This window comes from Litorerythrobacter xanthomarinus (assembly GCF_046254955.1).
Classification (GTDB): domain Bacteria; phylum Pseudomonadota; class Alphaproteobacteria; order Sphingomonadales; family Sphingomonadaceae; genus Qipengyuania_C.
The window spans coordinates 604,301-628,039 of sequence record NZ_JBJXRG010000001.1 but is presented as its reverse complement, the minus strand read 5'-3'; the positions used below and the strand labels follow the sequence as shown (position 1 = coordinate 628,039).

At 60.2% G+C, this 23,739-nt stretch carries 21 protein-coding genes; 6 read left to right on the top strand and 15 right to left on the bottom strand.

Features of this window, described 5'->3' with window-relative positions; all coding sequences use genetic code 11:
* Position 1 precedes the first annotated feature (1 nt).
* Positions 2-523, top strand: coding sequence for a glycine cleavage system transcriptional repressor (locus ACEWMW_RS03210; RefSeq protein WP_409412445.1), 522 nt, complete (start codon positions 2-4; stop codon positions 521-523).
* A 231-nt stretch (positions 524-754) separates the two neighbouring features.
* Here ACEWMW_RS03210 and ACEWMW_RS03205 read toward each other — a convergent pair whose 3' ends face one another.
* The 6 genes from ACEWMW_RS03205 to pabB form a co-directional block, all read right to left on the bottom strand.
* On the bottom strand, positions 755-1,417 hold the full coding sequence (locus ACEWMW_RS03205) for a LolA family protein (RefSeq protein ID WP_409412444.1): 663 nt from the start codon (positions 1,415-1,417) through the stop codon (positions 755-757).
* Positions 1,418-1,481: 64 nt separating this feature from the next.
* On the bottom strand, positions 1,482-1,649 hold the full coding sequence (gene rpmG / locus ACEWMW_RS03200; protein ID WP_010233410.1) for a 50S ribosomal protein L33: 168 nt from the start codon (positions 1,647-1,649) through the stop codon (positions 1,482-1,484).
* A gap of 151 nt (positions 1,650-1,800) precedes the next feature.
* Entirely contained in the window at positions 1,801-2,217 is a 417-nt protein-coding gene (arfB, locus tag ACEWMW_RS03195) for an alternative ribosome rescue aminoacyl-tRNA hydrolase ArfB (RefSeq protein ID WP_409412443.1), read from the bottom strand.
* Complete coding sequence (locus ACEWMW_RS03190) at positions 2,207-2,866, bottom strand: RluA family pseudouridine synthase (protein WP_409412442.1); 660 nt, start codon at positions 2,864-2,866, stop codon at positions 2,207-2,209. The genes arfB and ACEWMW_RS03190 overlap by 11 nt, the downstream gene beginning before the upstream one ends.
* Positions 2,863-4,026, bottom strand: coding sequence for a pyridoxal phosphate-dependent aminotransferase (locus tag ACEWMW_RS03185; protein ID WP_409412441.1), 1,164 nt, complete (start codon positions 4,024-4,026; stop codon positions 2,863-2,865). Before ACEWMW_RS03185 ends, ACEWMW_RS03190 begins: the two co-directional genes overlap by 4 nt.
* Complete coding sequence (gene pabB / locus ACEWMW_RS03180) at positions 4,023-5,834, bottom strand: aminodeoxychorismate synthase component I (protein ID WP_409412440.1); 1,812 nt, start codon at positions 5,832-5,834, stop codon at positions 4,023-4,025. The genes ACEWMW_RS03185 and pabB overlap by 4 nt, the downstream gene beginning before the upstream one ends.
* A gap of 100 nt (positions 5,835-5,934) precedes the next feature.
* Between pabB and ACEWMW_RS03175 the strand changes: the two genes are divergently transcribed.
* The gene (locus ACEWMW_RS03175) at positions 5,935-7,461 is read left to right on the top strand and encodes a helicase HerA-like domain-containing protein (protein ID WP_409412439.1); all 1,527 of its coding nucleotides are present in this window, start codon (positions 5,935-5,937) and stop codon (positions 7,459-7,461) included.
* A 1-nt stretch (position 7,462) separates the two neighbouring features.
* On the opposite strand, the gene ACEWMW_RS03170 is transcribed toward ACEWMW_RS03175, so the two are convergent.
* The 7 genes from ACEWMW_RS03170 to ACEWMW_RS03140 form a co-directional block, all read right to left on the bottom strand.
* Positions 7,463-8,536 (bottom strand): glutathione S-transferase family protein, encoded by a 1,074-nt coding sequence (locus ACEWMW_RS03170; protein ID WP_409412438.1) that lies wholly within the window; start codon positions 8,534-8,536, stop codon positions 7,463-7,465.
* Between the two features lie 30 nt (positions 8,537-8,566).
* Positions 8,567-9,970 (bottom strand): sensor histidine kinase, encoded by a 1,404-nt coding sequence (locus ACEWMW_RS03165; protein WP_409412437.1) that lies wholly within the window; start codon positions 9,968-9,970, stop codon positions 8,567-8,569.
* 1 nt (position 9,971) lies between these two features.
* Positions 9,972-10,706 (bottom strand): response regulator, encoded by a 735-nt coding sequence (locus ACEWMW_RS03160; protein WP_409412436.1) that lies wholly within the window; start codon positions 10,704-10,706, stop codon positions 9,972-9,974.
* A gap of 41 nt (positions 10,707-10,747) precedes the next feature.
* A complete protein-coding gene (locus tag ACEWMW_RS03155; RefSeq protein ID WP_409412435.1) occupies positions 10,748-11,416 on the bottom strand; it encodes an EF-hand domain-containing protein in 669 nt (222 codons plus the stop codon).
* A 196-nt stretch (positions 11,417-11,612) separates the two neighbouring features.
* Positions 11,613-12,014 (bottom strand): cupin domain-containing protein, encoded by a 402-nt coding sequence (locus ACEWMW_RS03150; protein WP_409412434.1) that lies wholly within the window; start codon positions 12,012-12,014, stop codon positions 11,613-11,615.
* Positions 12,011-12,406 (bottom strand): VOC family protein, encoded by a 396-nt coding sequence (locus ACEWMW_RS03145; protein WP_409412433.1) that lies wholly within the window; start codon positions 12,404-12,406, stop codon positions 12,011-12,013. Before ACEWMW_RS03145 ends, ACEWMW_RS03150 begins: the two co-directional genes overlap by 4 nt.
* Positions 12,407-12,478: 72 nt before the next feature.
* Complete coding sequence (locus tag ACEWMW_RS03140) at positions 12,479-14,299, bottom strand: aminopeptidase P family protein (RefSeq protein WP_409412432.1); 1,821 nt, start codon at positions 14,297-14,299, stop codon at positions 12,479-12,481.
* 133 nt (positions 14,300-14,432) lie between these two features.
* Here ACEWMW_RS03140 and ACEWMW_RS03135 point away from each other — a divergent pair, with 133 nt between their 5' ends.
* The 4 genes from ACEWMW_RS03135 (at position 14,433) to ACEWMW_RS03120 (ending at position 19,623) form a co-directional block, all read left to right on the top strand.
* Positions 14,433-16,607, top strand: a complete 2,175-nt coding sequence (locus ACEWMW_RS03135) for a S9 family peptidase (protein WP_409412431.1) — start codon at positions 14,433-14,435, stop codon at positions 16,605-16,607.
* A complete protein-coding gene (locus ACEWMW_RS03130; protein WP_409412430.1) occupies positions 16,604-16,996 on the top strand; it encodes an acyl-CoA thioesterase in 393 nt (130 codons plus the stop codon). Before ACEWMW_RS03135 ends, ACEWMW_RS03130 begins: the two co-directional genes overlap by 4 nt.
* A gap of 140 nt (positions 16,997-17,136) precedes the next feature.
* The gene (locus ACEWMW_RS03125) at positions 17,137-18,504 is read left to right on the top strand and encodes an OprO/OprP family phosphate-selective porin (protein WP_409412429.1); all 1,368 of its coding nucleotides are present in this window, start codon (positions 17,137-17,139) and stop codon (positions 18,502-18,504) included.
* A 72-nt stretch (positions 18,505-18,576) separates the two neighbouring features.
* Positions 18,577-19,623: a substrate-binding domain-containing protein gene (locus tag ACEWMW_RS03120; RefSeq protein ID WP_409412428.1), complete on the top strand. Its 1,047-nt coding sequence runs from the start codon at positions 18,577-18,579 to the stop codon at positions 19,621-19,623.
* Positions 19,624-19,739: 116 nt separating this feature from the next.
* Here the strand turns inward: ACEWMW_RS03120 and ACEWMW_RS03115 are convergent, their stop codons facing one another.
* A complete protein-coding gene (locus tag ACEWMW_RS03115) occupies positions 19,740-21,308 on the bottom strand; it encodes a DUF389 domain-containing protein (protein WP_409412427.1) in 1,569 nt (522 codons plus the stop codon).
* A gap of 49 nt (positions 21,309-21,357) precedes the next feature.
* Positions 21,358-23,697: an FtsK/SpoIIIE family DNA translocase gene (locus ACEWMW_RS03110; protein ID WP_409412426.1), complete on the bottom strand. Its 2,340-nt coding sequence runs from the start codon at positions 23,695-23,697 to the stop codon at positions 21,358-21,360.
* Positions 23,698-23,739: the final 42 nt, after the last annotated feature.

Sequence of the window (23,739 nt, the reverse complement as noted above, 5' to 3'; positions counted from 1 at the left end):
GATGGCACAGACACGTCTTGTCCTGACGGTTACCGGCAACGATAGGCCCGGCCTCACCTCTGCGCTCGCCGATGCGATCGTGGCCGTGGGTGGGAATTGGCAAGAAGGCCATTTCAGCCGGCTGGGCGGCCTCTATGTTGGCTCGGTTCTGGTCGAACTGGAGGCTAGCAAGGTCGGCGATCTTGAAGCGGCGGCCGGCAAGCTCGATATTGCCGATCTGCGTGTGGTCACCAATGCGGCGCGCGAGGTCGATCCGGTCGCCGGACAGCCGTTCCTGTTCGAGTTGGTCGGGTCAGACCGCCCCGGGATCATCAGCCAGGTGACCGGCGCGCTGGCCAGGCTGGGCGCCAATATCGAGAGCCTTTCGAGCCACGAAGAATCGGCGGCCTGGGGCGGGGAGAAACTCTTCCGAGCAGAAGTTCTCGCGACCTTGCCCGATGGCGTTGCGCCCGAAGATGCGCAGGATGCTCTCGAAGCGATCTCCGGCGAAATCATGGTCGATTTCACTTTTGCCGACGGCTGAACTTCCCTGTGTCCGATAGAGTTAAACCCCCACCCCGGGGGCATTGGGGTGAGGGTTCGACTTAGCGTTCGTCACGCTTTGCAAGACAACCAGGAGAAAGTGCGGACAACAGGGGGGAAACCCGCCTTTCAAGCTCTTGCTGCGAAGCAGGATATGCCCCTTGTCCTTTCCGCTGAATGAACGTGGGCCTGTGTTTCGCCGCAAGCGGCCAACAAATCGCCGCCGAGCCGTTTAGCGTCCGCGACGAGACGATCCACGCGGATCGCGGAAGCGGAAAGTGTTGTCAGAAACAGACATGCCGTAGCGATGGTTCTTGAGCCTGACGGTGGTGCGCTGGTTCTGCGCATCGAGCGCGACCCAGTTGTTCAGCTCCAAGCCGCCTGGAGCCGACGCATTGCGCGTGAACAGCAAAGTGATCACTCCGAATTCGGGCCGCTTGGGATCGCGCACTTCCACGCTAATAACGTTAGGATTGCCTGTCGGGATCAGCTTTCCAAAACGCTTCACATCGCGATTGGGATCAAGCAGCGCACCGAGCGGCGAGTTGCTGATTGGCCAGCGCTGCACCTGATCGACTTCGTAATCGACCAGATAAAGCGATTTGCCGTTGGACACGACAAGCAGGTCGACATCTTTCTGGTACTGGAAACGGATCTTGCCAGGGCGCTTCAACGTCAAGACGCCAGAAAGCGTCTGTCCCGAGCGATCGGTCTGGCTAAAGTCGGCCCGCATCGTCGAAATGCCGCGCAAGGCAGAGACTGCGCGGTCGAGGTCGCCTTCAGCGGCCGCAACGGGGGCGGCCGGCGCGACAAACGCTACCGGAATGGCAAAGACCAGCGCGCCTGCAAGGGCGGCTGACACAGGTTTCTTAAGTTTTGAAAGCACTTTTTGCATGCTCCGATATCTACTTTCGGAGCATTGAACGATCGCTGAATTCAGGTGGTTCCCGCGGTTCAGCTTACTTGATCTTTGCTTCCTTGAATTCCACGTGCTTGCGCACCACCGGATCATACTTACGGAAAGTCATCTTCTCGGTGATGTTACGCGGATTCTTCTTGGTCACGTAATAAAAGCCGGTGTCGGCAGTCGAGACCAATTTGATCTTTACGGTTGCGGGCTTCGCCATGGCGTAATCCTGAATGTCTGGTTGAGGCCACAGCGGGCCTGAAATAATTGAGGCGGCGCGTTCCCAAGTTTGGGCAGCACCGCCAGTCCGGGCGGGCCATTCGCCGATTCACGAGGGAAAGTCAAGCGTTCTGGCCTCTCTTGTCGAGGGGTTACCAGTCGGTGCGAGAGACCTTGCCGCGCTTGGCCTTGACCTCGCCGCGTGCCTTCTTGGTCTTAATTCTTTTGGTCTTGTTGAGACGATTCACCCGTGTCTTGGCGCGTTTCTTGGGCGCACGATGGGCTTCCTCTAGCAATTCTGCGAGCTTCTCGCGTGCTTCGGCCCGATTCGCTTCCTGCGAACGGTGTTCTTTCGCGCTGATCAGGATGTCGCCAGAAGCCGTCATCTTGCTTCCCGCCGTCGTTCTCAGGCGCGAGAAAACGGCTGGTGGTAGGCGCAGCTTATACGCGTTGACGCGAAGCTGCACTTCGGTCGCCACTTTATTGGCATTCTGTCCGCCCGGTCCGCTGCCAGCGAGGAAAGTCTCCTCGGCTAGCGCGTGCGCCCTTTCAAGGAGATCAGGATCCATCGCCAAATCCAAGAGCGACAAAGTCGGCAGGAAGCGGCGAGACTGCCTCGATCGGCGATTTTCCCGCGCGTTGCATGGTCAGTGCGCTGGCATGGAGCATCGTCCTCGGTGCCCCTTTGCCAATTCCGTAGACCGGATCACCGAGCAGGGCGTGTCCCAGACCTGCGAGAGCGTGGATACGAATCTGGTGGGTACGACCGGTTTCCGGCTTGAATTCGACCAGCGTGACACCGCCGCGCTCCGCCAGCTTGCTCCAATGCGTGACTGATGGCTTGCCTTTCCTGGCCGGGATCATCCGCCAGCCCTTTTCCGCGCTGCTGATCTTCGATAGCGACAGTTCGATCGTGCCTTCATCTTGAGTGAGCTCGCCCGCGACAATCCCGTGGTAGACCTTGCCCACCTGTCGTTCTTCAAAAGCGCGGTTGAATCGTTTCAAAGCCTTGGGGTTGCGGGCCAGCAGCAGACAGCCGCTAGTGTCGGTATCGAGCCGATGGGCAGGGACGGGCGGCCGCATGAAGCCCAGCTTGAGCTCTTCAATGTGATCTTCGAGGCTTCGCCCTCCTCGCCGTGGGCGCTCGATCGACAAGCCGGCTGGTTTGTCGATGACCAGTGCCTCGCCGTCTTCGAAGAGAATCGGGATAGCGGTCATGCGAGGGCCTTTGCTATGCGGCTGTTTGCTTCGGTGAGCTGTTCGTCGCTGGCGGCGAAACTGATGCGGAATCCATGCTTGCCGCCGAAAGCGCTGGCGGGGACGACCGCTACTCCGGCGTCGAGCAGATGCAATGTCAGCTGGGTGTCGTCGCCAAATTGCTCCATCAGCGGGCTCGCATCAACGAAGCAATAGAACGCGCCTTGCGGTGTGGGGGTGGACAGGCCAGGCACTGCATTGATCGCTTTGACCACTTCATCGCGCCGACTTCGGAAACGCTCGCGCCAGGCCGTAAGAAATTCCTGCGGGCCGGTAAGGGCGGCGACTGCAGCAGCCTGGCTGATCGAGCTGGCATTGCCCGAGTTGTGCGACTGTAACCGGTTCATGGCAGCAATCAGTTCGGCCGGACCGGTCGCGAGCCCAAGCCGGAATCCGGTCATCGCATGGCTTTTTGACACACCGGATACGGTCAGGACCTGATCGGCGATTTCGGGAGCAAGCGCAGCGAGAGAGTGGTGACCGTCCCTGCCATAAATCAGCGGCCAGTAAATATCGTCGCTCAACACCAGCACGCGCGGATGCCGTTCCACGATAGCGGCAATGTCGAGCATTAGATTGGGCGGATAGACCGCGCCAGTAGGATTGCAGGGAGTATTGAGCAGCAGCCAGCGGGTCTTCGCGGTGATCAGCGATTCGAGCCTTGCCGGATCGGGCAGATATCCATCTTCCGGGACAGTTTTGAGAGGGACCACCGTTCCACCGGCGAAACGCACGATTTGCGGGTAACTTACCCACCACGGGGCCGGAATAATCACCTCATCCCCGGGTGAAATGGTTCCCAGCAGTGCTTCGAAGATCGCTTGCTTGCCGCCTGACGTCACGATCACGTTGCCGGGTTCTGTGGCAATACCAAGATCGCGTTTGAAATGCAGCGCGGCGGCTTCGCGCAGCGCGGGAGTACCAGCGACTGGCGTATAACGCGTCTGGCCTTCGTCGAGCGCCCGCTTGGCCGCCTCGATCACATGCGCCGGCGTGTCGAAATCGGGCTCGCCAACAGAGAGCGATATCACATCGCGTCCCTCGGCGCGCAATTGTGCGGCGCGATCGGTAATCGCGCTGGTCTGCGATATCTCGACACGGGAAAGCGCGGGCGAAATCATCGCAGCAACTCGGCCTTGAGGAGGCCGCGCACTGAATTGCCGAGCAGGAACCCATCGGCAAGATCGTCGATGCTGATCTCCCCTTCCACCGCCTTACCGCTTTCGAGCAACGTGCGGCGGAGCACGCCTGGCAGCAGACCTAGTTCTGCCCTTGGCGTCACCAGAATGCCGTTAGTCCGCCGCAGGAAGATGTTTGAAGAATTGCCTTCGGTCAGAAAACCGGAGGGATGCAGCAAAAGACCTTCCGAAGCTCCGGCGTCCATGGCAACTGCCAGGGCATCACCGTAAAAGCCGCGATCACTGCTCTTGTGTCGAAGTCGCCAGTCGCTGGGATCGACCGGCATTGGAAGCACTGCGCAAGAAATTGGTTCGGGTCGATCGGAAAGGGGCTGCGATTCAAGCGCGATTGCGCCGCTTCGGGCGAGCAGCAGCCTGACCTTGGCGGCTTGCTCAAGATCGAAGCATAGCGCCTGGATTTGGTTGCGGGTTGCATGGCGATCGAACTCGAAGCCCAATTCCTCTGCACTGGCCTTGAGCCGCTCAAGATGCAGTTCCAAGAGTTCAATCCCGCTCTCGGGCTCGAAGCGCATGCTTTCGATAAGGTCGAAGCCGGGCGCTCTCAGGCCTGGAGCGCTTGCCCGCGCGAAACCAGCCTTGAGGATGCTTTCCTGCCATTCGCCTTGCGCAAGACTGTCGGCGACGATCGCTCCGCCCACACCCAGGACGGCATCGCCTTGTCCGTTCTCTATCGGTGTGAGACGCAAGGTGCGGATGGCTACATTGAACGCGGCATCTCCATCTGCACCGATACGTCCGAGCGCACCGCAATAGGGGCCGCGTACATCGCGCTCTACCTCATTGATCAGTTCCATGGCGCGGATCTTTGGGGCGCCGGTGATTGAGCCGCAGGGAAAGATCGCACGCAGCAGATCGGTGATGGACTTGCTCTTGTCCAGCTGCGCCTCGACGGTGGTAACCATCTGATGAACCGTGGGATAGCTTTCGATCTCAAAGGGATTTTCCACTTTCACGCTTCCTGCTGCCGCCACCCGGCTGAGGTCGTTGCGCATCAGGTCGACGATCATCAGGTTCTCGGCCCTGTCCTTTTCTGATTTCGCCAGTTCACGAGTTAGGGCGCGGTCTTGTGCGGCATTGCTGCCCCTCGGCCGCGTCCCCTTCATGGGCTTCGCTCGGATCATCCCGTCTTTCAGAGAAACGAATAGCTCGGGCGAAAGGCTCAAGAGCCAGTGTGAGCCATCGAACACAACGCCTCCATATCCAGCTTCGGCCGCTGGTCGAAGCGCCTTGTACAAGGCCAGAGGCTCGCCGCGATACGATCCGGCAAAGGGAAAAGTCAGGTTGGCCTGGTAGATATCGCCAGCCCTGATCGCGTCGCGTAGGCGCTCAAATGCCTCCGTGTATGCGCCTTGCGAGATTTGGGTATCGAGAGGGCCGAGCGCAGCATCGCCGTTTGCCTCGGCAGCGAGCCATTGCGGCATTTCGCTTGCTTGAATTTCGCGCTCTGTCTCGAACAAGCCCAGCCATACCAGCGGGCCTCCGGCCCCCGTGCGGCCAGACGCAAGGCCAACAAGCCTTGGCTCCAACGCCAAGCCGGCTTCGTAGGCAATATACCCCGCCAACGGCAGGCTGTGTTCAAGCCTTGCTGTGTCGGCATCGGCCAGCGCCTTCTCGACCTGTTCCGGCCTGTACGCGACGAAAATCTCGCGCGGATTCTCATACAGGTACGCAGGAGCGGCGCCTTCGCTTCTGGCATCATCAAGCAGGACAAAAGGTGCGCGCGCGCTCATCTTGCCCGCATTAGCTGATCGTGCCGACAAGTCGAGAACTTGACCGGGGCGGCCATGCTTTGCAGACAGGCGCCTGAACAGTGCTGGAGCAAACAAACTGATGAGTGAAATCTTTCTGGGCCTAGCTTCCAATGGCGAGCGTCAGCATCTCGATCTGTCACGGGCCAACCGCCACGGATTGATCGCGGGGGCGACCGGGACAGGTAAGACTGTAACACTCCAGGGTCTCGCCGAGAGCTTTTCCGCCAATGGCGTCCCGGTGTTCGTTGCCGATGTGAAAGGCGATTTGTCCGGGGTAGCCATGCCCGGTTCGCCGACGTTCAAGCATGCTGACAAACTAGAAGGCCGCGCGAAAGAACTGGGCATGAATGACTATGCCTATTCGGATAACCCGGTGATCTTCTGGGACTTGTATGGAGAACAAGGTCATCCGATCCGTACGACCATAAGCGAGATGGGTCCGCTACTCCTTTCCCGATTGCTCGACCTCAACGACACACAGGAAGGCGTGTTGCAGATCGTCTTCCGCCACGCAGACGAGAATGGGCTACTGCTGCTCGATTTCGGTGACCTCCAGTCCGTGCTCGCCTGGGCGTCCGAGAATGCGCGGGAGCTCTCGGGCAAATATGGTAATGTCTCGAAGCAATCGGTGGGCGCGATCCAGCGCCAGCTGCTCAGTTTCGAAAGCCAGGGCGCTGATCGCTTCTTTGGCGAGCCGGCGCTCGAGATTGACGACTTCCTCAGCCGTGATGAGCAGGGGCGGGGCAATATCAATGTGCTGGCAGCCGACAAGCTCATGCGCAGTCCGAAGCTTTATGCGACATTCCTGTTGTGGCTCCTGGCGGAGCTATTCGAGAGTCTTCCCGAAGTGGGCGACCCGGAAAAGCCCGAGCTCGTCTTCTTCTTCGATGAGGCGCACCTGCTGTTCGATGATGCCCCCAAGGCTCTCGAAGACAAGATCGAGCAAGTCGTCCGGCTGATCCGCTCGAAGGGTGTCGGCGTGTTCTTCGTAACGCAGAACCCAATCGATATTCCCGAGGAAGTGGCCGGTCAGCTGGGAAACCGCGTCCAGCACGCTCTACGTGCCTTCACTCCGAGGGACCAGCGCGCGATCAAAGCCGCGGCGGAAACATTTCGGATAAACCCTGACCTCGACGTCGAAGAGGCGATCACCGAATTGAAGGTCGGCGAAGCTTTGGTTTCCACGCTCGACGAAGATGGTGCGCCGACGATTGTCCAGCGCACGCTGATCAAGCCACCACGCTCGCGCCTCGGTCCGGTGAGCAAGAAAGAGCGCGCAATCATCAAGTCAATCAGCCCAGTCGAAGGCAAGTATGACGAGGCGGTTGATCGTGAAAGCGCCGAGGAAGTCCTCGCCCAGAAAGCGATAGATGCTGCCGAGACCGCGGCAGAAGTCGAAGAGAAGGGTGAAGACGAAGTGCGCAAGCGCTCACGCAAGTCGACTTCGATCTGGGAGAAAGCTGGTAAAGGCGCGCTCAAGGCTGCGGCAGGGTCGATGGCATCGATTGCGGTCGCGAAAGCGCTGGGCAAGAAATCGCGCGCCGACCCGATCCGTACCGGCGCGAATTCCTTCGTTCGTAATATTATCGGTAGCCTGATGCGGTAGGCTACTCGCGATAGAGCCGATGGTTTTCGAACTTCAGGCGGAACGGCATTTCAAAATCGAGAAGGCTATCACCGTCGACGTCGCGGAGCAGGCTGGCGCAGGCCTCACGATCCTGCGAATCGAGACTGGCAAGAAAGTCGGTCGCACGCTGCAGCATCCACAGGCTGAAAGGTGCGGCAAAGCGTTCGGTGCGATGGCCTTCGACAACATATTCGGCTTGTCCGACCGCTCGTGGCAGTTCCACATCGTCAGTTGAGGCGCCCCACTCGGCCATGAGCTTTGCCGTCTGAGCAAGATTGGGCAATTGCTCGCGCATCATTCGCCGCAGAACTGGTAGAAGTGTGTCGGGGACTACGTCGTGGGCCAGGTATTCGCCTTTGCCCGAACGTTCCGGCTCGACCATGCGCTCGATCCATCGCGCCACTTCGGGCGCGAGCCGCTTCATGATCTCGCCCGATGCAGGGTCGCGATAGAGGTGCGCGTAGAGCGGCCCGATCAAGCCGTAGTCGCCGATCGAGGGCCGTGAACCAAGTAGGAACCTGTGCTGCGAGAAATGCATGTCGAGATTGGCAAGCAGTGCCTCGTAACTCTTCTCGATGCCCGGGATTGATTCCGCGTTCACGCCCAGCATGGGCGTAAAGGCCTTGAATCGCTCGCCGATTGCCTTGCCAGCGGCGATTTGCTCTTCCGGCGATCCATCGGGCAGCATATTTCGGCCGAACTCGCCGTAGATCCACTCCTCGTTGTAGTTCCAGCGATAATGCATTGCCGGAATCACCAGCCACTCGTCACCGAATGTTTCGAGCAGGAGAGCTGCCAGCTTTTGGCGCGGCGTATCGGGATAGACCGATACAACGCTTTCGGAATTCTCGAAGTGATCGATGATCACGGTGGAATCCTGGAGCACGGTGCCGTCCTCCAGCTTCATTACGGGAATGACCATCCGCCCGACATTCACGACTATAAATTCCGGATCGGGCCTTTCCTCTCGGTAATCGACGCCCCTCCAGTCCAGATAGGCGCGAACTTTGCCCGAGAACAGCGATGCTTGTGTGCCGTAAAGAATGTGCGCCATGCAGTGCCTTTCGCGGTTGCAAGGTGCACGCTAGGCCGAATCGCCCTCGCTATCCAGCGGAAGCCTGATTTCCGCGCGCAATCCACCTTCCTCCCGGTTTGACAGGATCAGCGATCCCCCGTGCTGCTCGGCTATTGCGCGTGCGAGCGTCAGGCCCAAGCCTGCACCGCCAGTGTCGCGATTGCGCGAGGCCTCTCCGCGCCGGAAAGGCTCGAACATCGCCTGGATCTTGTCTTCGGGAATGCCGGGCCCGGCATCTTCGACGCTTATCGTGACCATTGAAGGATCAACGGCAAGCCCGACCCGGGCCTTCCCGCCATAGCGGATCGCGTTGGCGATGAGATTGCGCAGCGCCCGCTTGAGCCAGTTGACGTGAACCGGAGCAACCACGCGCTGCGTTTCCGCCAGTTCAACCGGCTGCTCCAGATCCTCGAATTCCTCGACCACCGATTGGGTGAGGGCGGATAGTTCAGTCGGTTCGGGCGGGACATTAGATTTGCCGACTCGTGCCAGCGACAGGATGTCATCGAGCGTCTGCGTGATTTCCTCGATGCTGGTAGCCATCTTGTCTCGGCTCACCTCATCTTCGATTGATTCGATCCGGACCCGCAAGGCTGCGAGCGGCGTCTTGAGATCATGGCCGATTGCGCCGAGCATCACGTCCTTTTCTTCGAGCATCGAGCTGATGCGTGCTTCCATGGTGTTGTGCGCCGCGATCAACCGGGCGACATCATGGGGCCCGCTCGATGCAAGGGGTTCGGCCGAAGACAGCGTCCGCGTGAAAAGCTCGACCTGGCCGGATAGCTGCGCGAGAGGGCGCGTAATCCGGCGCAGCAACAGGTACAGGACAGCCATCAGGACCAGGAAAAGTACTCCGGTCTGGAGCACGATGCCGGCTAGCATGCCGCGCTCTGTCCTAGGCAGCGGCACGCGCGTCACGAACCACGGGCTAGCTTGACTGGGCTGCACTGCGGTGACGAGGATTTGGCGCTCGCTCCATCCGGATGCCCGCCTGCGCATGGCTGGTCTTTGTCTGTCTCGCAGATAGGGATCCGCGCTGGCTTTGCGGACAATCGAGTGGACGGCATGAGGCGGCGTCGAAATCTCACCCAGAATCTCAGCGACTGCTTCGGTAGCTCGCGCATCGATTTGTCCGGCAGCAATGAATGCTGGCGACTCTTGACTGACTTCGATCGGGAAGCGGCCACGCCGCTGCAACGCGCGCCAGCGCTGCTCCTCTCGCGGGCTGCGCGCAGAGACAGCCAGTGGCGCATCATATGCCTGGAGATTGGCAGTAGCATTGACCGCCACGGCGAGGCGGCGATTTTCTGCCGCACGGACGAGCAAGACTGCTGATGCCAGCTGCGCGACGAGCAACGCGATCGCCACGACCGTCAGTGTCTGTCCTAGCAGGCTGCGAGGCAGGAATCGCATGTCAGCGCCCCTTGCTATGCCGCGAGACATCTGCGCCGAACCGGTAGCCGCCACCACGCACTGTCTGGATGAATTTCGGGTTCCGGCTGTCGATCTCGATCTTGCGCCTGAGGCGGCTGACCTGGTTGTCGACGGCCCGGTCGAACAGGTGTGCTTCTCGGCCCTGCACCGAATCGAGCAGGAAATCCCGGTCCAGCACCGCGCGCGGACGATCGAGGAAGACCCGTAGCAAGCGGAACTCGGCGGTCGAAATGGGGACCAGCGCACCATCGGGATCGGTCAGCCGTCGCTTCAGGGGATCGAGCTGCCAGCCTTCGAACTGGTAGTGCGCATCCTCTTCCGGAGTGTGGGGAGCCTTGCTGGCGCGCCGCAAGACCGAGCGAATGCGCGCGACCAGCTCGCGCGGTTCGAACGGCTTGGTGACATAGTCGTCCGCGCCGATCTCGAGGCCGACGATCCGGTCCATCGCCTCGCCTTTGGCAGTGAGCAAGATGACCGGCAATCCTCGGCTCTCGACGAGGTGGCGGCAGAGGGACAAACCGTCCTCGCCCGGCATCATGATGTCGAGCAGCGCAATATCGGGCTGGGTGTCAAGCAGGCGTGAGCGCGCTGCGGCTGCACTCTCCGCCTCGGTCACAAGGAACCCCTGCCCGGTGAGATACTCGGCCAGGGGTTCGCGCAAGCTGGCCTCGTCATCGACCAGCAGGATGTGGGTGGAGGGCGCGGTGTCGCTCATTGTCCTTGCGGGTTAGCGCCCCTCCGGATTGACTGGCAAGCCTAGCTCGCCGCGCGCTTCGCACGGCGCTCTTGCCTGCGCTCACGCATGGCTTCGCGAGCAGCTTCGCGTTCGTCTTGAGAGATGGCACCGTCGCCGTCGCTGTCGGCCTGGGCAAACCGGGCGGCAAGGGCAGCATCGAACTCGGCGCGAGAGACTGCGCCGTCACCATTGGCGTCCGCCTTCTTGAGCATCATGCGGGGGCCGCGCATGCCGTGGCCACCGCCTTTGCCGCGGTTGCCCATCTTGCCTTCGCGCGCTGCCTTCATCTCTTCCTGGGATACACCGCCCGAGTTATCGGCATCGAGCTTGGCGAAGCGATCACCGAGCTTATCTGCCTTGCGCTCGGCCCGTTCGGCGTGCCGGGCTTCCATTTCAGCGAGGCTGAGTTCGCCGTCACCATTGGTATCGGCTTCGGCAAAACGTTCGGTGCGCTTCTCGCCACGGGTTTCCTTGTGGGCGGCGCGATCATTCGAATCGATGATGCCATCGCCATTGGCATCCATCTTCGCCCACATCTCCTGCGCCTGCGCCCGGGCTTCCGCCTGGGTGACGATACCGTCGCCATTGGCGTCGGGATTGTGTTTGCCGCCGTGATGCTGGGCGAGAGCGGCGCTGCTACCGGCAATCGCCAGTGTTGCGACAGAAAGGGTCAGGGTGAGTTTTCGCATCTGCATTGTCCTTGCTTGAGGGTCCGATCGAGCTGCGAAGGGCGCTTCTGGGGGAGGAAATGTTGCGCTCCTCCGCAGCTCATGGAGACCTGTCTAACAAGGCTATGTCACAGCAATGTGCCGGCAGAGGGCGGAATTGTCGCGGTTTGTCGCAGCCAGGCGCGTTCATTCATCATCGTGCAAGACTGCGACCAAGCTATCGCGGACGATGATCGGTGCCTTCTCCGGCGGTGATGAATACCGCCGTTGCCGCGGCTTCGACGTCAGCCGTGTGCCAGACCCCGGCAGGATTGATCGCATACTCGCCGGGATTTAGCGTCACCTGTGCGGTCCGACCGTCAGGGAACTCCTGATGCAATGTGATGCAGCCTTCGGTGCAGATGACGACTTCCTCTCCCACCGGGTGCCTTTCCCAGCTGTCCCAGCTTTCGGAGAAGCTGTACATCGACACGAGGCGACCTTCGCGGCCATCGCCGCCGTGGCGCTGGCCATATTCCTCGTACCATTCCATCCCCGAGAACGGAGGCTGGGCAACTGCCGTCGCGCCAAGGCCAAGATGGATGAAGTGCGTATCGAGCCGCTTTGGGTCGACGCTCATTCAGCCGGAGCCATCAGGAAGGCATTGAGCTTGTTGCCGTCCGGATCGCGGAAATAACCGGCGTAGAAGACGTTGCCATTCTCGTCCGCGTCGCCGCGCGGGCCCGGCGCGCCTTCGTCGCTTCCGCCATTGGCCATTGCGATATCGTAGAGCCTGTGAACCTGCTCTTTCGATTCGGCCTGGATTGCCACCATCGTACCGTTGCCGACGCTCGCCTCATTGCCATCGAATGGCTTGGTCGCTGCGATGCCCGCACCGCCATCCCATGTGCCCCAGGCAATGAAGGTGTCGAAATCCATCATCCGGCCAACGCCCATTTCAGCGGCGATTGCGTCATAGAATTGTGCGGCGCGTTCTAGGTCGTTGGTGCCGAGTGTTACATATCCAATCACGATGTTTCTCCCGATTCGTGTGGTGAGTCGGAGAGAACATTAAGTGAACATGCGTAATCCTACAAGCGGTTCTTACAGCGGTGCGCAATTGCGTTCGACCCAGTCGCGATCAGCTCCTTCAAGCTGCGGCAGGAGGATCTCTGCGGTTGTCGCGTGGTACGCGTCTACCCAGGCGATTTCGCTGTGCGATAACATGGACTTGTCGATCAGCTGCCGATCGAGCGGGACAAAAGTAAGCGTTTCGAAGCCGAGCCATTCGCCTTCACCGCCCTCGATTTCGCGCTCCTCGACCAGCACCAGGTTTTCGATCCGGATCCCGAAATGACCCTGCTTGTAATAGCCCGGCTCGTTCGAGATGATCATGCCCGCATGGATCGGATGATCTGTCCCGGCTTGCCCCCCGCTGGCCTTGGCTATCCGCTGCGGCCCTTCATGCACCGAGAGGAAACTACCCACTCCGTGGCCCGTGCCATGTGCGTAATCAACGCCGGCCTGCCACAGGTACTGCCGGGCGAAGCTGTCGAGCTGGCTGCCCGCGCTGCCTGCAGGGAATACGGCGGTGGCAATCGCGATGTGGCCCTTCAGCACGCGCGTATTGCGGTCGATCATTTCGGCAGACGGCTTGCCGGGGCCGACCCAGACAGTGCGCGTAATGTCGGTCGTGCCATCGGCATATTGTCCGCCCGAATCGACCAAGTAGATGCTTGAGGGCGGGATCGGGATATTGCTGTCCTCGTCGACCTTGTAATGCGGCAAGGCGGCGTGCGCACCCGCCGCGCTGATCGTGTCGAACGATAAGTCGCGCAGCACGCCTGTTTCCTCGCGAAACGCCTTGAGTTGTGCTGCTGCGCCAAGTTCGTCGATTTCGCCCGAAGGCGCCTGCTCTTCCAACCAGTGCAGGAACTTCGATACGGCTGCCCCGTCGCGGTGCTGCGCGTCGCGGTGACCTTGTTGCTCGACCGTGTTCTTGATCGCCTTGGGCAGGATCGTTGGATCGAGCGTGGCGACAGTCTTCGCGCCGCCCTGTTCGAGCAGTTCGAAAATCGCGGCGACCGCGCGTTCCGGGTCTACTGCGACGGTCTTGCCTCTTAGATCCGACAGGGCGGCAGGAAAGCTGTCGCGCGAACGAATGGTGACGGCGTTGCCGAGGTGGCGCTCCAGCTCGGGGGTGACCTTTTCGGGGGCTATGAATAGCTCTGCGGTGCCGTCGCTGTGCGCCAGGACATAGGACAGGGCGACGGGCGTATGGTCGACATCCGCGCCCCTGATATTGAGTAGCCAGGCGACCGAATCGAGCGCTGAGATAACCACCGCATCGTGGCCTTCACGCTTGAGCCAGTCGGCGACTTCGGCGCGCTTCTCCGCGCTGCTGCGCCCGGCATGTTCATCGCTGTGGATTGTTGCCGGCGCAGGCGAGGGAACGGGCTGGCTATCCCACACTGCATCGATTGGATTGCCATCGACCGCCACCAGCTCGCCGCCGATCTTCGCGAGCGCGCCGGAAATGGCCTTGGCCCATCCGCGCGAATGCAGCCAGGCATCGTAGCCGATCCGCGCGCCTTCGGGGGCATGCTCCAGCAGCCACTTGCCATGGCTGTCCTGCGGGACCGAGCGGTATTCGAACAGCGCCCCGTCAACCTGGTCGCGGACTTGCACGGTATAGCGGCCATCGACGAAGATCGCCGCCCCCGTGCCTTCGTACTCGCCTGCCAGCACGATCGCGCTGCCTGCCGAACCGCCAAAGCCGGTCAGCCATTCGAGCCGCTGGGCATAGGCGCCGACATATTCGCTCATATGCTCATCAGAGATGGGAACGACGAAGCCATCGAGTTCCCGCTTCACCAGCTCCTTGCGCAAGGCATCGAGTCGGGCTTCATGTGTTTGCATCAGCATTCTGTCGATCCTGTATTCGCTCAGCCGGAGTTCACTTGCTATCCGGCACCGGAACTTACAATTGAAACCACAGCAATAACATAGGCGGCTGGCAACCAGCTTGCCAATTGCTTTAGCCAAACGGGTCGAACACATGCAATTCCGTCTAGTCGCAGCCTTCATGGCAGCGGGTCTTGCCTTCTCGCCTGCCTTCGCCGAGGAAGCGCGAAACCAGCAGGATATCCGTCACATGAACCCGACGAAGCCGGCAGCCCCGCCTGTCGCGGAAAAGCGCGAACACAGCTACACCCATCACGGCATAACGCTGTCTGATCCCTATCACTGGCTCAAGGACCAGTCCTATCCCGTCATCGATGACGAGGACATTCTGGACTATGTGAAAGCCGAGAACGCCTGGTTCGAGACGCAGATGGCCCCGCGCCAGGCGCTGGTCGATACGCTGTTCGAAGAGCTGAAAGGGCGGATCAAGGAAGACGACAGCTCGGTACCGCAGAAGGACGGCGACTGGCTGTATTGGCGCGAATTCGAGGAAGGCGACCAATATCGCCGCCACTATCGCAAGCCCGTCGCAGGCGGTGAAGCGCAGCTGATTCTTGACGAAAACGAACTCGCCAAGGGGCTCGAGTATTTCGCCCTCGGCGCCATGTCGATCACCAAGAACGGGCGCTATCTCGCCTATTCCGCCGATACGAACGCGAATGAGCGCTACGATGTGCGGATCAAGGATCTCGAAACGGGAGAGCTGCTCGCCGATACGATAACCGATACGAACTCCAATCTCGTCTGGCTCAAGGGCGACACGATGCTGGCCTATGGCCGCGCCAATGAGCAATGGCGGGTCGAGAATGTGCGACTGCACACGCTGGGAAGCACAGAGGCGGACGATGTCGAAATCTTCACCGAGAACGAGCTCGGCTTCACAGTTGGTAAGGGACTTTCCGCGCAGGAAGACTGGCTAATTATTTCGACCGGCAATCACGATACGCGCGAAGTCTGGATGGTACGGGCGGACGATCCGACCGGCGAACAAGTACTCGTTCGCAAGCGCAAGGCGGGCGTCGAATACAGCGTCGATATCCGCGAAGGCACCGTTTTCATCCACGCGAATGACACGCATCCCAACTTCCGGCTGGCTACCGCTCCCATTTCCGATCCGGGTGACTGGGCCACGCTGATCGAAGGTTCGGACGAGTTCTACCTGACGGACTTCGATCTATTCGAAGACTTGTTCGTCACCGAGGGCAGGCTGGACGGACTCGAGCAGGTCCAGCTGCGTTCATATGAGGATCCGACCAGCTTCGAGGCGGTCGAGTTTCCCGAGGCGAGTTACACCGCAGGCCTCTCGGACAATCCTGAGTACGCTGTCGACAAGCTTCGACTGAGCTACCAGTCCATGGTCACGCCCGCTTCGGTCTATGATTACCAACTTGAGAACGGCGAGCTGGAACTGCTCAAGCAGCAGGAGATTCCGTCGGGCTACGACGCGTCGCTTTACGAAACCGAAAGGCTGATGATCACGGCGTGCGACGGGACCGAAGTCCCGGTATCGGTCATGATCCGCAAAGACCGCGACGCCATCAACGGCGGCGCTGGCGGACCGCTCTACATCATGGCCTACGGATCCTACGGGCACGCGAGCGACCCCTATTTCTCGACTTCTCGGTTGAGCCTGCTCGATCGCGGAATGGCGTTTGCAATCGCCCATGTGCGGGGCGGGGGCGAGCTCGGTAAGCGCTGGCACGAAGCCGGCAAGCTTTTGCAGCGCAAGAATACCTTCGCCGATTTTGTCGATGTCGCGCGTGCCCTGATCGACCGGGGCATCAGCTCGGAAGGCAAGATCGTCGCCTACAGCGGCTCGGCGGGCGGGACCCTGATGGGCGCTGTTGCCAATTCCGATCCCGAACTGTGGGGAGCAGTGATCGCTGACGTGCCCTTTGTCGATGTACTCAACACCATGCTCGACAAGGACCTTCCCCTGACCCCTGGCGAATGGCCCGAATGGGGCAATCCTTATGAGAGCAAGGAAGCGTTCGAATACATCCGCTCCTACAGCCCCTACGAGAATACCGTGGCGCAAGACTATCCGCCCATGCTGGTGCTGGCAGGCCTCAACGATCCACGGGTGACCTATTGGGAGCCGGCCAAGTGGGTTGCCAAGCTGCGCGACGTGAAAACCGATGACAACGAATTGCTGCTCAAGACCGAAATGGGCGCGGGGCATCTTGGCAAGTCGGGCCGGTGGGATTTTCTGAAGGAAGTCGCCGAACAATATGCGTGGACCCTATGGACGCTGGGCATCAAGGAGTGACCCAGCGCTTCGAGCAGACCTTTACTGCCGCGCCCGAGCACATCGACGAGCTGAGGCACGTCAACAATACGGTGTGGCTGGAATGGGTGCAGGATCTTGCCACCGCGCATTGGAGCGCGGCTGCCGCCCCAGAACATCAAGAGCAGTTCTTCTGGGTCGTGATCCGCCACGAGATCGATTACCGGGGGAATATCGCAACGGGCGAAAGCGTAACTGGGGAGACCTGGATCGACGGTGATCCCAAGGGCGCCAAATCCGAACGCCGGGTCGATTTCCGCGATGGTCAGGACAAGATCATCGTTTCCGCGCGCACCACATGGGCGATGCTGGAGCAAGACAGCGGCAGGCTGGTTCGCGTGAGACCGGAAATCTTGTTTCCTTTTCAATGAGATATATTCCTCCACGGGTAGGCACTTCGCTTGTGGAAATCTTTTGACAGGATTTGTCACACATCCGTCATTCAAGACCCATAGAGGTGACCTTGAAATGCAATCTTGCTGATCGAACGGGGTTCTAAATGAAATTAGGTATGAGAAGCGCTGTTGTGGCTCTCGCGGTGGCCAATTGCTGGGCATTGCCGGCAGCCGCGCAAGATGGACAAAGCGAAGCAATTTCGCAGGAGCTGGCTGAAATGCGCGCGATGATGGCGCAGATGGCCGCTCGCATCGATTCGCTCGAAAGTGAGCTCGCAGAAGCAGAAGCCAAGGCGGACGCAGCCCAGGTAAGCGCCACCGAAGCAGTCGAAACCGCTGCGGTTGCCACAGCGGCCGTCGAGAAAACCCCGGCGATCAACTGGAAGGGCGCTCCCGAAATCAAGGGCGAGGGCGGCTGGAGCTTCAAACCGCGCGGACGTCTCCAGTACGACACGGGTTTCGTAAACGCTCCGTCCGGGACCGGTGTTGACGATGGCTGGGGCACCGATATCCGCCGCGCGCGTCTGGGCGTCTCGGGCGATATGCCGGGCGGTTTCGGATACAAGTTCGAAGTCGATGTGGCGAACAGCGATCTCGCAGTGACCGACGCCTACATTTCATACGAAAGCGGCGACGCCGAGATCAGTGTCGGACAGTTCAACAATTTTCAGTCGCTGGAAGAGCTCACAAGCTCGCTGCACACCAGCTTCATCGAGCGCGCCGCCTTTACCGATGCCTTCGGCTTTATCCGACGGGTGGGCATTGCTGCTGAATACGGCAGCGACGATGTGCTGGTGCAGGCAGGGCTGTTCAGCGACAACATGGATCGGCTTTCCAACGAAAGCTGGAGCGCGGACGGGCGTGTTGTTTTCATGCCGAAACTCGGCGATGCGCAGCTGCACCTGGGTGCGTCGGTCCATTTTCGTGATCTTGAGAGCGGTAGCGAGGCGCGTTATCGCCAGCGGCCGCTCGTTGCCTTCACCGACCTGCGCTTCGTAAACACCGGCCGCTTCGATGCGGAGAGTGAATTCGCTTACGGCTTGGAGAGCGCAGTCATTTCCGGGCCTTTCCACGCCGTGGCGGAAGGCTACTGGAATAAAGTCGCCCAACCAGGTGCGATGGAGGATCCGACGTTCTTTGGCGGCTATGCCGAAGTCGGCTATTTCCTCACCAGGGGCGACACCCGCGGCTACAAAGGCGGCAAGTTCGACCGCACCAAGCCTGAAAATCCGGTAGGCGAAGGGGGCATCGGTTCGGTGCAGGTAAACCTGCGCTACGACCATCTCGACCTGACCGATGCCGGGATAGTCGGCGGTTCGCAGGACGGATACTACCTCTCGATAGTCTGGAAGCCGACCGATTACACCATGCTGCTCGCGAATTACGGGAAACTCGATTATTCGAATGCTGTCTATCCCGGCACCGGCGGAGATACCGACTATAGCGTCGATGTCTTTGGTGTCCGCGCGCAAGTCGATTTCTGACGCGACGATTGTCACGTTCCTGTCATCAAAGCCGCCTAGCGGGCAACCCAAGAATTCAACAAGGAAACTTTCATGAAAGCATTTAAAACAGCATGTTTCGCGGCAGTGGGCACCGTGGCGCTGGCCGCCTGCGGCGATGCGGCGACAAGCGGCGGCGCGCGAGACTCGATCAAGGTTGTTGGATCATCCACGGTCTTGCCGTTCGCGAAGAAAGTTTCTGAGAGCTTCGCGCAATCGAATCCGGGCTTCAACGCTCCGATCGTGGAGTCGACTGGTACGGGTGCAGGTATGAACCTGTTTTGCTCGGGCGTGGGTGTCGACAAGCCCGATATCGCCAATGCATCGCGCCGGATGAAGGCTAGCGAGTTCGCCAATTGCGAGGCCAATGGCGTAACCGACGTGATCGAAATCCAGGTTGGCCTGGACGGGATCGCTTTCGCTTCGGCGCAAGGCGGCATCACCATGAACCTGACGCCGGAGATCGTTTACGAAGCGCTGGCCGCCTCACCTTATGGCGGCGAGCAGACCACCCAAACCTGGTCAGATGTCGATCCTTCGCTGCCCAATGAACCCATTCTCGTCTACGGTCCGCCGTCGACTTCGGGAACACGCGACGCGCTCAAGGAGCTGGTGCTCGAAGCAGGCTGCAAGTCCAATCCGGACATGAAAGCACTGAAGGAAAGCGATGAGGATCGCTACGACCAGATCTGCACCGAGGTGCGTTCGGACGGACTTTATGTCGATCAGGGCGAACAGGATAACTTGATCGTCCAGAAGATCGAGAACAACGCGAAAGCGGTTGGCGTGTTCGGCTATTCCTATCTCGAAGAGAATGCCGACAAGGTGCAGGGGCTGCCGATGAACGGTGTCGACCCAACCTATGAGAATATCTCGAGCTTTGCCTATCCCGGTGCGCGCCCGCTCTACATTTATGTGAAGAAGGCGCATCTCGAGGCCATTCCAGGCCTCAAGGAGTTTCTCGCCGAGTGGACTACTATGTGGAACCAGGATGGCCCGCTGGCCAAGATCGGCCTTGTCGCTTCGCCAGACGAAACCATGGCCAAGAGCAGGGCGGCTGCCCTCGAATACGTCACGCTTGATGGTTCCGAGCTGAAGTAAGCCGCAACACTTCCCGCCTGGGCACCTCCCAATTACGCCCGGGACGCAGCGAGAAGGCCATCCTCACTTAAGCGTGAGGGTGGCCTTTTTTGTCACCCCTGCAGATCTAGGCAACTCTAGGGGGACACGGTCCAGCGCGTAGCAATGCGATCGCGCGGGTTTTGTGGCTCGACAACCACGGAAACACCGGCTTCGCGTAGCTGACCCGCCAGAACTGCAACCGGCTCGGCTGGCCCTTCTAGCGCAATCGCAGTCCCAGTGCGTTGGCCGGCCCAGATCAGCAGGGCCACGTCCTGTGCCTCGCCCGGCGCAATGGCACCGTCCTCGAGCGCGATGTTCGGCAGCGGCATTAATGGTGGCCTCATTTGGATCGTCCAGCCGGGAAGCTGGCTTGCGACCCGCGATTCAAGCGTGCGGTAACCGGCCAGTCCGAGTTCATCGAGTGGCTTGGCGCTCACCAATGCTCGGCGATTGCCGCGATCTATTGTTACGTCCTTGCGCTCGACCCCGGCAATTATCGCGAGCTGCGAAGTCAGCGCGGCAATCTGCCTTTCGGTTGCGGCGGCTTGCTCTGCGGCGCGTGCCTGGACCAATTCGGCCTGTTCCACAGCTCCGGGATCGGTGCTGACCTGGAGCTGATCGACCACGACTTCCGTCGGCTGACCGAGCTGTCGGCTCAGACCGCGGGCAATGTCAGTGTTTGCACTCATGCGAAATTCGGGCGTGAGAACTGTCGCGGAGACCAGCACCGGTTCGCTATCCCAGTCGATGTCCAGTGCGGTGATGCGTGCCTTGTCGGGAAAGGTGTCAGTAATGGTGCCGCGCGCGATGCGCGTGCCATTGGTTTCCGATACAATCTGATCCAGCGATATTCCGAGTGGAATCGCCAGTGCCACGAATGCGGCAAGAATACCTGCGAACTGACCGAGCGATTGCTTGGAAGACAGGGTCGAGCGGAAGCCGTATAGGCGCGCCATCAGTGCCGCGGTCAAAGCGATCACGATCAAGTTGGTCATGAACAGCATGAGTGCGCCGCCGAATACTGTGGTGTTCAAAGTGGCCATACCAAAGCCAACCACAGCAAGCGGCGGCATCAACGCGGTCGCAATGGCAACGCCAACAATCGTACCTTCCTTGCCGCGAATGAGCGCATAGGCACCTGCGAGAGCGGAAAATAGCGCAACCAACAGGTCGAAAATGTTGGGCCGCGTTCGCGCCGCAATCTCCTCGGTTACGGTTTGCAGCGGAGACAGGAAAACCACGAAGGCGCAGAACAGGATCGCGACTATCGATCCCACCAGCAGGGCGCGCCCGCAGCGCCTCAACCAGACGAAGTCGCCGATTGCGAAAGCGAAGCCCGAGCCCACGATGGGATTCATCAGCGGCGATAGCAACATGGCGCCGATGACCACAGCCGGTGACGACAATAGCAGGCCAAGCACGGCAATGCCGGCCGACATGCAGATCATAAAGAGGTAACGCGAAGTGAGCAGCGATTCACCCCGGATGCGCTCAATGCACATTGACTGGTCGATGTCGTCGATTGCGACTTCGCGCCACCATGCCCTGAGGTTGGCGAGCGTTCTCAACAGGAAATAGCGGCTGCGCCGTTTCGCCCGGTCGGTCTTAGCCTCCTCCTCAGTGGGGTCCTGATCGGCTAGCGGCAGTGAAGCGTCTTGCGACATTATGCGGGTTTCTTTCGCGAATCACCCGTCTGATCCGGGGTGCGGCCCATTAGATTGGATTACCGTCGCGGTCTCTAAAAATCTCACGTCTGCCGACATGATTGGCGGGACCGACCAGGCCTTCCGATTCCATGCGTTCGATCCATTTGGCCGCCGTGTTATAGCCGACGCCCATCTGGCGCTGGAGCCACGAGCCCGAAGCCTTCTGATTTTCGATTACTATCTGGCAGGCCTGGCGATACTTGCGCTCATCCGGATTATCCGAAGCGGTGAATTCGTCCTCGAAGTTGAAGCCGCCGTCTTCGGGTTCCTCGGTTACGGCATCAATGTAGTCGGGTGAGCCCTGACCGCGCCAGTACTTCGCCACATCTTCGACTTCCTCGTCGGAAACGAATGGTGCATGGACGCGGGTGATCGCACCGGTCGATGGCTTGAAGAGCATGTCGCCTTTGCCCAGCAACTGCTCCGCACCCTGTTCGCCCAGGATCGTGCGGCTGTCGATCCGGCTGGTGACATTGAAGCTGATCCGCGTTGGCAGGTTGGCCTTGATCACGCCGGTGATCACATCAACCGACGGGCGCTGCGTTGCCATGATAAGGTGGATGCCGGCGGCGCGCGATTTCTGGCTCAGGCGCTGGATCAGCACCTCGATTTCCTTACCGACTGTGACCATCAGATCAGCCAGCTCGTCGACGATCAGAACAATCTGCGGCAGCACTTCGTAGTCGAGCTGTTCTTCCTCGTAGAGTTCCTCGCCAGTATCGGGATCGAAGCCAGTCTGCACCCGCCGACCGAGCGGCTTGCCTTTTGCAATCGCGGTGCGCACGCGGTCATTGAAGCCGCCGATATTGCGCGCGCCGATACTCGACATCATTCGGTAACGACGCTCCATTTCCTCGACCGCCCATTTCAGCGCCCGAACCGACTTGTGGGGCTCGGTAACCACCGGTGACAGAAGGTGCGGGATGTCGTCGTAGCTCTTCAGCTCGAGTACCTTGGGATCGATCAGAATTAGACGGCATTCGGCAGGCGTGAAGCGATAGAGCAGGCTCATCAAGATACAGTTGAGCCCGACCGACTTACCCGATCCGGTAGTACCGGCGACTAGCAAGTGCGGCATCGCGGCCAAGTCAGCGACGATTGGCTCGCCGGCGATGTCCTTGCCGAGGATGATGGGGAGGTTGCCTTTGTTCTCGGCGAAGGCCTCGCTCGCCATCAGCTCTTTGAGTGCCACCATCTGGCGATCGGCATTGGGCAATTCGATGCCCAGCACTGTCTTGCCGGGGATCGAGGAAACGCGCGCGGAAATCGCGCTCATGTTGCGGGCAATATCTTCGGCAAGCCCGATCACACGGCTGGCCTTGATACCCGGTGCGGGCTCGAGTTCGTACATGGTTACGACCGGGCCTGTGCGTACGGCAGTGATCTCGCCCTTCACGTTGAAATCATCAAGTACGTTCTCAAGTAGGCGCGCGTTGCGCTCCAGCGACATTTTGTCGAGCTTGGGCGCAGTGTTGGCCGGTGGATCGGCCAGCAATTCAAGGCTGGGCAATTCGTAGTCTGCGAATAGCTCTTTCTGCTTGGATTTGGCCTTCGACCTGGCGGGCCGCGGCGGTGCACTCGGATCGGTAATCTCCGGTGCGCGCCGCTCCTTGAGTTCAAGCTGTTCCTCCCCTTGAGCGGAGCTTACCTTCTTGCGGATCCGCTTAGCCTTCTTGGGCCGGAAGGCAGCATCGGACTCAATCACACGCTCTGACCGCTTAAGGAAATTGGGCAGGGTAAAGAGCTTGCCCCATTCGATTGCAAAAACGCGAGTGCCAAGGCCGACGCCGACCGCCAGCCATGTCGCTGCAAGTCCGAGCACGACCCAGCCTTCGATATCGGTGCCGAAACGCGCTCCGATTGCCTCTGTCGCACGTGCGCCGAGGAGGCCGGCAGTTCCACCAAGGCCGGCCGGAAGCGATCCGCCGGGTCCCGGAAACGCCAGTGACAGGACGGTGCCGATGAGGGCGATCGAGATGAGCAGCAGGCTGAGCGGCAGCCACCATTGGTAATCGGTCGCGTCCTCTTCATCTTCCACGCCGCGTACCAGGTTGCGTGCTGCGACATAGAGAAACGGAAGGAGCAAAAGCCCGGGCAAGCCCAACAGGAACAGCAGGCGCTCCGATGCCCAGGCGCCGGGCGCACCCATCCAGTTACGGATATCGGTTCCGGCAGCTGCAGTCGATGCGCTGGGATCGGTTTGCGTATAGCTGGCCACCGCGAGGCCCAGGAAAAGCATAAATGAAAATAGAACTGCCGCGCCGCCCATTTGCAGCGCGCGCCGGAGCGAGCGGCGAAATGCTGCCCGCCAATCGACGTTTGTCCGGCTCATCGCGCGGCTTGCCATGTATGCTCCCCGTATCCAGTAGCGGCCCCGAGAATCGCAGAG

What these genes read in the sequence shown, in the direction of transcription:
- ACEWMW_RS03210 (WP_409412445.1), top strand. Translation starts at nt 2, where the DNA reads ATGGCACAGACACGTCTTGTCCTGACGGTTACCGGCAACGATAGGCCC.
- ACEWMW_RS03205 (WP_409412444.1), bottom strand. Translation starts at nt 1,417, where the DNA reads ATGCAAAAAGTGCTTTCAAAACTTAAGAAACCTGTGTCAGCCGCCCTT.
- rpmG (WP_010233410.1), bottom strand. Translation starts at nt 1,649, where the DNA reads ATGGCGAAGCCCGCAACCGTAAAGATCAAATTGGTCTCGACTGCCGAC.
- arfB (WP_409412443.1), bottom strand. Translation starts at nt 2,217, where the DNA reads ATGGATCCTGATCTCCTTGAAAGGGCGCACGCGCTAGCCGAGGAGACT.
- ACEWMW_RS03190 (WP_409412442.1), bottom strand. Translation starts at nt 2,866, where the DNA reads ATGACCGCTATCCCGATTCTCTTCGAAGACGGCGAGGCACTGGTCATC.
- ACEWMW_RS03185 (WP_409412441.1), bottom strand. Translation starts at nt 4,026, where the DNA reads ATGATTTCGCCCGCGCTTTCCCGTGTCGAGATATCGCAGACCAGCGCG.
- pabB (WP_409412440.1), bottom strand. Translation starts at nt 5,834, where the DNA reads ATGAGCGCGCGCGCACCTTTTGTCCTGCTTGATGATGCCAGAAGCGAA.
- ACEWMW_RS03175 (WP_409412439.1), top strand. Translation starts at nt 5,935, where the DNA reads ATGAGTGAAATCTTTCTGGGCCTAGCTTCCAATGGCGAGCGTCAGCAT.
- ACEWMW_RS03170 (WP_409412438.1), bottom strand. Translation starts at nt 8,536, where the DNA reads ATGGCGCACATTCTTTACGGCACACAAGCATCGCTGTTCTCGGGCAAA.
- ACEWMW_RS03165 (WP_409412437.1), bottom strand. Translation starts at nt 9,970, where the DNA reads ATGCGATTCCTGCCTCGCAGCCTGCTAGGACAGACACTGACGGTCGTG.
- ACEWMW_RS03160 (WP_409412436.1), bottom strand. Translation starts at nt 10,706, where the DNA reads ATGAGCGACACCGCGCCCTCCACCCACATCCTGCTGGTCGATGACGAG.
- ACEWMW_RS03155 (WP_409412435.1), bottom strand. Translation starts at nt 11,416, where the DNA reads ATGCGAAAACTCACCCTGACCCTTTCTGTCGCAACACTGGCGATTGCC.
- ACEWMW_RS03150 (WP_409412434.1), bottom strand. Translation starts at nt 12,014, where the DNA reads ATGAGCGTCGACCCAAAGCGGCTCGATACGCACTTCATCCATCTTGGC.
- ACEWMW_RS03140 (WP_409412432.1), bottom strand. Translation starts at nt 14,299, where the DNA reads ATGCTGATGCAAACACATGAAGCCCGACTCGATGCCTTGCGCAAGGAG.
- ACEWMW_RS03135 (WP_409412431.1), top strand. Translation starts at nt 14,433, where the DNA reads ATGCAATTCCGTCTAGTCGCAGCCTTCATGGCAGCGGGTCTTGCCTTC.
- ACEWMW_RS03125 (WP_409412429.1), top strand. Translation starts at nt 17,137, where the DNA reads ATGAGAAGCGCTGTTGTGGCTCTCGCGGTGGCCAATTGCTGGGCATTG.
- ACEWMW_RS03120 (WP_409412428.1), top strand. Translation starts at nt 18,577, where the DNA reads ATGAAAGCATTTAAAACAGCATGTTTCGCGGCAGTGGGCACCGTGGCG.
- ACEWMW_RS03115 (WP_409412427.1), bottom strand. Translation starts at nt 21,308, where the DNA reads ATGTCGCAAGACGCTTCACTGCCGCTAGCCGATCAGGACCCCACTGAG.
- ACEWMW_RS03110 (WP_409412426.1), bottom strand. Translation starts at nt 23,697, where the DNA reads ATGGCAAGCCGCGCGATGAGCCGGACAAACGTCGATTGGCGGGCAGCA.